The sequence below is a fragment of the Streptomyces sp. NPDC093109 genome (assembly GCF_040701725.1).
GTDB lineage: Bacteria > Actinomycetota > Actinomycetes > Streptomycetales > Streptomycetaceae > Streptomyces.
Map to the genome: position 1 here is coordinate 24775 of NZ_JBFBEZ010000066.1, position 7323 is coordinate 32097.

Genomic DNA, 7323 nt, shown 5'->3' on the forward strand with positions numbered 1-7323 from the left:
ATGAGGCGCGTCATCGTGATCAGCCTCCCGGCTGGAGTGCGACCTGCCCTGGACCCACTCCCCAGCGTACGCCGCGACGGGAGGCTCAGCCCGAGGGGTGATGCCCCTCCGCGTGGTCGGCCGCCGCGCCCGACGCACTCGCCGCACCCGCCGCACCCGCCGCGCCCATGTGGTGCGGCTCGTAGCCAGGGACGGTGCCGTCCGGCCGGGCGACCAGGAAGAGGCCGGCCATGCCCATGTCGGAGTGGCTCTGGACATGGCAGTGGTACATCCAGGCGCCCGCGCCGCCGCGTTCGCCCGCGATGATCTGGAAGCCGAAGGAGTCGGCCGGTCCCGTGATCTTGTTGTCGATCACCCGGCTGGGGTCGTCGGGGCCGGTGAGCAGGCCCGTACGGTTGTCGGCCCAGCGGTGACCGTGCATATGGAACGTGTGGTAGAACTCGCCGTGCGTGATCATGACGATCTCCACCCGGTCCCCCACCGTCGCCTCGAAGTCCGGGCTCTCCGCGGCGGGTTTGTTGTTGATCGTCATGTCGTTGAAGACGATCGTGAACTGCTTGTCCGGCAGGATGTCACCCTTCCTGCGCACGACGAGTCCCCCATAGAGCCCCTTGCGGATCCCGCCCGTGCCGTGGTCCGTGCCGACGACGTGGTCGTGGTAGTGCCAGTAGCCCGCGCTGCCCGGCTGCCAGGTGCCGTCGGCGCGGAAGCCGGGGGCGTGGGTGCGCCAGGTGTAGGTGCGGGTGGCGCCGGGGTCGACATGGCTGCCGCTCATCCGGGTGCCGTCGTTGGCGATGTCGTAGTCGACGCCGTGGACATGGAGGCTGACGGGCACGCTCGTGGTGTTCTCGAACTCGATGTGGACGGTGTCGCCCTCGTTCAGCTCGATCAGCGGGCCGGGTACGGACGCCTTGCCGCGTTCGAAGCCGTACCCCATCTGCCCGTTCGGCAGCGTCTCGGCGAACATGGTGAGCCGGCGGGTCTGGCCGCCCGCCGGGGCGGTCCTCGGCGGGGTGTCCGCCACGTTCACCGCGTCCGCCACGTTCACCGCGTCCGCCGCGTTCGCCACATCTGACGCGTTCGCCGGGTCCGCCGCGGGGGCCGCGGCCGAGGCGAGCGACAACGATGTCACACCGGCCCCAGCCCCGGCCGCGGCCACCGCGCCGCCCGCCAGCAGTCGCCGGTTGAAGCTCCGCCTGTCCATCGCCATGCCGAACTCCCCAGTTCCGTATGGAGGTTGACGGGGTGCACAGGCCCCCGGGGACGGCGACACCGTAGTCCAGGGGCCCTCGTTTTTCCACACTCAGGACAAAGTTCAGGGGATTCCGGTCGTATCTATTGGCGAGCTGGCGAAAGAGGTCTAGCTTCAAGCGCTGTTGCTCCGCACCACTGTGCTCCGAACCAATCGTTTCTTTGGCCAGAGAGGGGTGGGTGAACACATGCAGCGCACACCACATCACCGGTCGGGATCGCCTCGGTCCAGACGGGCGACAGCCGCGGCCCTGGTGGCCGGCACCATGGCGGCGTCCCTGCTCGGCGGCACCGCCGCCACCGCGGATCCGTACCGGAACGCGGCTTCGACAACGTTGTCCATCGCGTCGCCGCCCGGCGGCGAGAACGTCAAGGTCCTGGTCTTCCACGCCTCGGCCACCGAGGAGTCGCCGGTCGTCGACGCCGGGATCGAGGCCATCGAGTCGATCGGGCTGACCGGTCCGCTCGCCGGACGGTTCACGACGGAGGCCACGGCCAACGGCGCGGTCTTCACGAACGCGACCAAGCTCAGCGGCTACAACGCGATCGTCTTCCTGACCGGCGGCGGCGATGTGCTCGACCCGGCGCAGGAAGCGGGTCTGGAGTCCTACGTGAAGGCCGGCGGCGGCTTCCTCGGCATCCACGAGGCCGCCCGTACCGAGCCGTACTCCGACTGGTTCACCGGGCTGATCGGCGCCAGGCCGACCGGCGCCCCCAGCACCGTCCAGCGAGCGACGGTCGAGGTCGGCGACCGCGTTCATCCGGCCACCAAGAGCCTTCCGCAGGAGTGGAAGCGGCCCGACAAGTGGTTCAACTGGGCGAGCAACCCCACCGGTTCCGTGCACACCGTCGCCCGGGTCAGGGAGACCACGTACAAGCCCGGCACCGGCGCCAACGGGGTCGACCACCCCGTCTCCTGGTGCCGTGACTACGACGGCGGCCGGTCCTTCTACACCGCCATGGGCGGTACGGCCGACGCGTACGCGGAGACCGACTTCCGCGCCCATCTGCGCGGCGCCCTCCAGTGGACCACCCGGGTCTCCGCCGCCGACTGCAAGGCGACGATCAACTCCAACTACAAGGCGGAGCGCGTCACCCAGCCCAACCAGCCGGGACAGCAGGACCAGATCGGCGAACCGCACGGCCTGGTGACCGCGCCCGACGGCCGGGTGCTGTACATCGGCCGCGGCGGCGGCGACAACAGCGCCCCGGTGATCACCGACTGGAACGACCCGGACGTCGGCAAGGGGCTCGGCCAGATCCATGTCTACGACCCGAAGACGAGGGCGGTGACGCTCGCCGGCTCCCTGACGGTCTTCGGCAACAAGGGCGGCGGCGACGAACTGGTCAAGGTCGAGGAGGGGTTGCTCGGGATCGAGCTGGACCCCGCCTTCGCCTCCAACGGCTGGGTGTACCTGCACTACACACCGCACACCGGGCTCGACCGCGACAAACGGATCGCCGAACGGCGCGTCTCCCGCTTCACCCTGAACCGCACGACCAACCGGCTGGACCTCACCTCCGAGAAGGTCCTGCTGAAGTGGCCCGTACAGGTGCACAGTTGCTGCCACTCCGGCGGCGGCATGGCCTTCGACTCGAAGGGCAACCTGTACATCGCGACCGGTGACAACAACTCGTCGCAGTTCAGCGACGGTTACTCCGGCAACAACCCGGTACCGGCCTACAAGGGCGTCTCGTTCGCCGACGCGCGCCGCACCTCGGGCAACACCAACAACCTCAACGGCAAGATCCTGCGCATCCACCCGGAGCAGGACGGCACCGCCACCCTGCCCGAGGGCAACCTCTTCACGGGCAAGGAGCAGGCCGAGGGCGGCGGCAAGACCCGCGGCGAGATCTACGTCATGGGCGTACGCAACCCGTCCCGCATCTCGATCGACAAGCAGACCGACACCCTGTACGCGGGCTGGGTCGGCCCCGACGCGGGCGCCCCTTCCACCACGTGGGGCCCGGCGAAGTACGAGTCGTTCGCGGTGATCACCAAGCCGGGGAACTTCGGCTGGCCGTTCTGCATGGGCAACAACCAGCCCTACCGGGACCGCAATCTGCCCGATCCCACCAAGCCGCTCGGCTGGTACAACTGCGCCGCGCCGAAGAACGAGTCCCCGAACAACAACGGTCTGGTGAATCTGCCGCCGGTCACCCCCACCAACATCTGGTACTCGCCCCAGGGCGGCGGCCCCGACTTCCCCCGCGACGCGAACGGCGTCCCCAGCTACCAGGCCGGCCAGGGCACGTTCCTGCTGCCGTGGCTCAAGGGCGGCGGCCAGGCGGCCATGGACGGCCCGCTGTACCGCTACGACCCGAACAGCAACAGCGCCGACAAGTGGCCCGAGTACTGGGACGGCAAGTGGTTCATCGGTGACTTCTACGACGCGGACAATCCGCGCCACGCGGTGCTGATGGACCCGAAGAACATGGAGAAGGGCGGCCTGCCCACCTCCGCCGACTCGCTGAAAAAGATCATCCCGGTCGGTCAGGGCGGCATCCGCAATCTGATGGACTGGAAGTTCGCCCCGGACGGCTCGCTCTACGTCCTCGACTACGGGCGCGGCTTCTTCACCTCCGACTCGCAGTCCGCGCTGTGGCGCGTGACGTACAAGGGCGGCGCGCCGACCCCGGCGGCCAAGGACCTGGTCAGAAAGGCGGCACAGTGAGACAGCGCGTGAGGGATCCGTACCGGCGCCATGGCCGCCACCGGGCCGTACGCCTGTGGACGGCGCTGGTGGGCGCGCTGGTGCTGCTGCTTGGGCTGACCTCGACGGCGGCGTACGGCCGTACCGGCGACGGTACGGCCGGGTCGGCGGGCGCCGGTGGCGGTGCCGGTGCCGGCAAGGGCGACCGGGTGGCCGCCGCGCAGGTGCTCACCTGGACCGCGGGCGACTCCATCGACCACTACCTCACCTTCCCCACCACGGCCGAGGCCGGTCCGGCGACGATCGTCTTCGAGAACAGCGTGGCCACCGGGAACACCCTCGGGATGCCGCACACACTGACCTTCGATGTGTCCGATCCGGAGTACAACAACGACGTCCAGTTGAACATCCTGGCCAACCCCGGTGACAGCAACGGCGGCAAGTACACCACCGAGGTCAATCTGACCCCGGGCACCTACCGCTACCACTGCGTCATCCCGGGCCACGGGCAGATGACGGGCGTCCTCACCGTGACCGAGGCGGGCGGCGGCGAAGACACCACCGCGCCGGAGACCTCGGCCGCGGTCACGGGGCAGCGGAACGCCGACGGCGCGTACGTCGGGTCCGCGACGGTGACCGTGTCGGCGACCGACGCCGGCTCCGGTGTGGCGACGACCGAGTACGCGCTCGGGGCCGACGGGCCCTGGCAGCCGTACATCAACCCCGTCGTGGTCGACCAGGTCGGCGAACACACCGTCCGCTACCGCTCGACCGACGTGGCGGGGAACACTTCCGCCGTCAAGTCCGTCGACTTCACCGTAGTGGCCCCGCCCACCGACGACACCACACCGCCGGAGACCTCGGCGACGGTGAGCGGCGAGCGGGACGGCGCGGGGAACTATCTGTCGATGGCCACGGTCACCGTCACCGCGTCGGACACCGGCTCGGGCGTGAACACCATTGAGTACGCGCTCGGTTCCGCCGGCGCCTGGCAGCCGTACACCGCGCCGGTGATGGTCCACGAGCTCGGCGCGCACACCGTCCGCTACCGCGCCACGGACCGGGCGGGCAACATGGCGGCGGAGAGATCCGTCTCCTTCACCGTGGTGGCCCCGCCGGTGAAGGACACCACACCGCCGGTGACCGGCGCCGTGGTGACCGGCGACAAGAACGCCAACGGCGCGTACCTCACCAGCGCCCGGGTGACGCTCACCGCGACCGACACCGAGTCGGGCGTGGACCGGATCGAGTACTCCCTCGACGCGGGACCGTATCTCGCCTACACCGCGCCGGTGATCGTCGACCGGGTCGGCTACCACACCCTCGCCTACCGGGCGACGGACAAGGCGGGCAACACCTCACCGGCCCAGCAGGTGTCGTTCACGATCGCCCAGAGCGGCGGCGTCCCGGCCCCCAACTGCCCCGAGTTCGACGAGCGGTTGACGGTCTTCGTCGGTACGGTCGACACGGGCGTGCCCAACCGGCTGACCCGTAACCGCTGCACCATCAACGAGTTGATCGAGGACGAGCGGGAGTGGACCTCCCAGGCCCTCTTCCTGAAGCACGTCGACGCGGTGCTCGACAAGCTGCTCACCGACAACGTGATCGACGAGCGCGAGCAGACGAAGATCGCCGAAGCGGCCCGGGAATCCCGGATCGGCACCCCGGGCCAGACCGAGGGCTACCGCGATCTCTTCGACGGCTCGGCCGCGTCCCTGGCCAAGTGGGAGCAGGTCGGCGGCGGCCGGTTCGCCCTCTCCGCCGACGGCGCGATCACCAGCAGCAGCACGGTCGACGGCATGGGCATGCTCTGGTTCCCGCAGCGCAAGTACGGGGACTTCTCGCTGAAGCTCCAGTTCCGCGACGACGCCCCGGGCAACGGCAACGCCAACGCCGGTGTCTTCGTCCGCTTCCCGTACGTCCACAACCACCCGGAGGAGTCCCGGCCCGAGTGGGTCGCCATCAACTACGGCCATGAGATCCAGATCCTCGACCGGCCGGACGGCGACCTGTACAAGACCGGCTCGATCTACGGCTTCGACCGCGTCGGCCTCGGCAGCGCCGGAGTCACGCCGAAGGGCACCTGGAACGACTACGAGATCCGCGTGGTCGACCAGCACTACGAGGTACTGCGCAACGGCGTCCTGATCAACGAGTTCGACAACTTCGGCGGCCAGGACTTCTACCCGGCCCGCGCCGGCGACCCGGGCACGGACGGCCGGCGCTACGCCACCGGCTATGTCGGCCTCCAGGTCCACGGCACGACGGACGTCATCTCGTACCGCAACATCCGCATCAAGGAGCTGTAAGAACCACCTCCTCAGAAGGACTCCGCCCCGCCGGTGGGATCGATGAGATCCGGCGGGGCGGAGCCCGTCGCGGCCGTGAACGTGATGTGCGCGACGGCGTGCGCGATCCGGGCGGCTGCCATGATGGTCGTCATGACACACACCACGGGGGTGGTCCGCCAGGACGCGGCGGATCGCGCGGAAAATCTCCTCAACCACGACGATGCCGAGCTGGACCGGCCGTTCACGATCCTGACCCATGCGGAGGGAAGCGGCCCGGTCGAACGCCGTGAGGCCCTGCGGCCGGTCTACGAGGCCGTAGTGGCGCGCATCGGCGAGCCCACACTGCTGGGCGGCACCACGCACGGACCCAGTGTGCGGTGGAGCAACCGCGAGCGGACGCTGCTGCTGTCCGGGGACCACAGCGCGACGACACTGTCCGCACACCGCACGGAGTCGTTCGGCCGGGACGAGTTCTGGAGCTTCGACTCGGGCCGCCTGCCCTACACCTGGCAGTTGGACCGCAAAGGCCCCGGCCATGACGCCGGCTGGACCTTCAACGGACACTCGGCGTCGAGCAGCTGGGCGGCGGCCGAGGAGCGGCTGACCGGGCTCCTCGCCTCCTGGGCGGAGCACATACCGGTGCAGGCCCCCGGCGACTGGGTGGGCCTCAAGCTCTGGGCGTCACGGGACCGGGGACGCACCATGATCGTGTCCTTCAACCCGTCGGACACGAACGCCGAGTTCCACGTCCTCATCGAGGACCGCGACCACGAGCAGACGCCCGAGCGCGCGGCGGAGATGCGCGCTCGGGGCTGGCAGGACGTGGACGAGCACCGCAGGTGGAACATCAGACTGCCGGAGACCGACCCGACGGCCGCCGCCGTACTCACGCGCGTGATCATCGCCGATCTACGCGCCCGCGGCACCACGTGCCCGGCCGAAGTGACCGCCTGGGACATCAGCGCCGGTGACAACGGCGAACTGTGGGTGCCCGGCATCGGGGTCGAGGTGCATCCGCGCCGCGGAGAACACTACTAGGGCCTGTGTGGGGTTGTGATCTGGGCTCGCGGGGCGTGGCACGCACGCTCGCGGCGTTGCCGAAATGCCCTAGTAGCTCCGCTACGAGG

Annotated in this window: 5 protein-coding genes; 3 read left to right on the forward strand and 2 right to left on the reverse strand. The window is 69.5% G+C overall.

Annotated features, from left to right (window positions below):
• Nucleotides 1-85: 85 nt before the first annotated feature.
• Entirely contained in the window at nt 86-1204 is a 1119-nt protein-coding gene (locus tag AB0389_RS35860) for a multicopper oxidase domain-containing protein (protein WP_366399766.1), read from the reverse strand.
• 235 nt (nt 1205-1439) lie between these two features.
• Here AB0389_RS35860 and AB0389_RS35865 point away from each other — a divergent pair, with 235 nt between their 5' ends.
• Both AB0389_RS35865 and AB0389_RS35870 read left to right on the forward strand, forming a co-directional pair.
• On the forward strand, nt 1440-3926 hold the full coding sequence (locus tag AB0389_RS35865) for a ThuA domain-containing protein (protein WP_366399761.1): 2487 nt from the start codon (nt 1440-1442) through the stop codon (nt 3924-3926).
• A gap of 8 nt (nt 3927-3934) precedes the next feature.
• Complete coding sequence (locus tag AB0389_RS35870; protein WP_366399762.1) at nt 3935-6214, forward strand: family 16 glycoside hydrolase; 2280 nt, start codon at nt 3935-3937, stop codon at nt 6212-6214.
• 11 nt (nt 6215-6225) lie between these two features.
• Here AB0389_RS35870 and AB0389_RS35875 read toward each other — a convergent pair whose 3' ends face one another.
• On the reverse strand, nt 6226-6348 hold the full coding sequence (locus tag AB0389_RS35875; protein WP_366399763.1) for a hypothetical protein: 123 nt from the start codon (nt 6346-6348) through the stop codon (nt 6226-6228).
• Here AB0389_RS35875 and AB0389_RS35880 point away from each other — a divergent pair.
• Entirely contained in the window at nt 6347-7234 is an 888-nt protein-coding gene (locus AB0389_RS35880; RefSeq protein WP_366399764.1) for a hypothetical protein, read from the forward strand. The genes AB0389_RS35875 and AB0389_RS35880 overlap by 2 nt on opposite strands.
• Nucleotides 7235-7323: the final 89 nt, after the last annotated feature.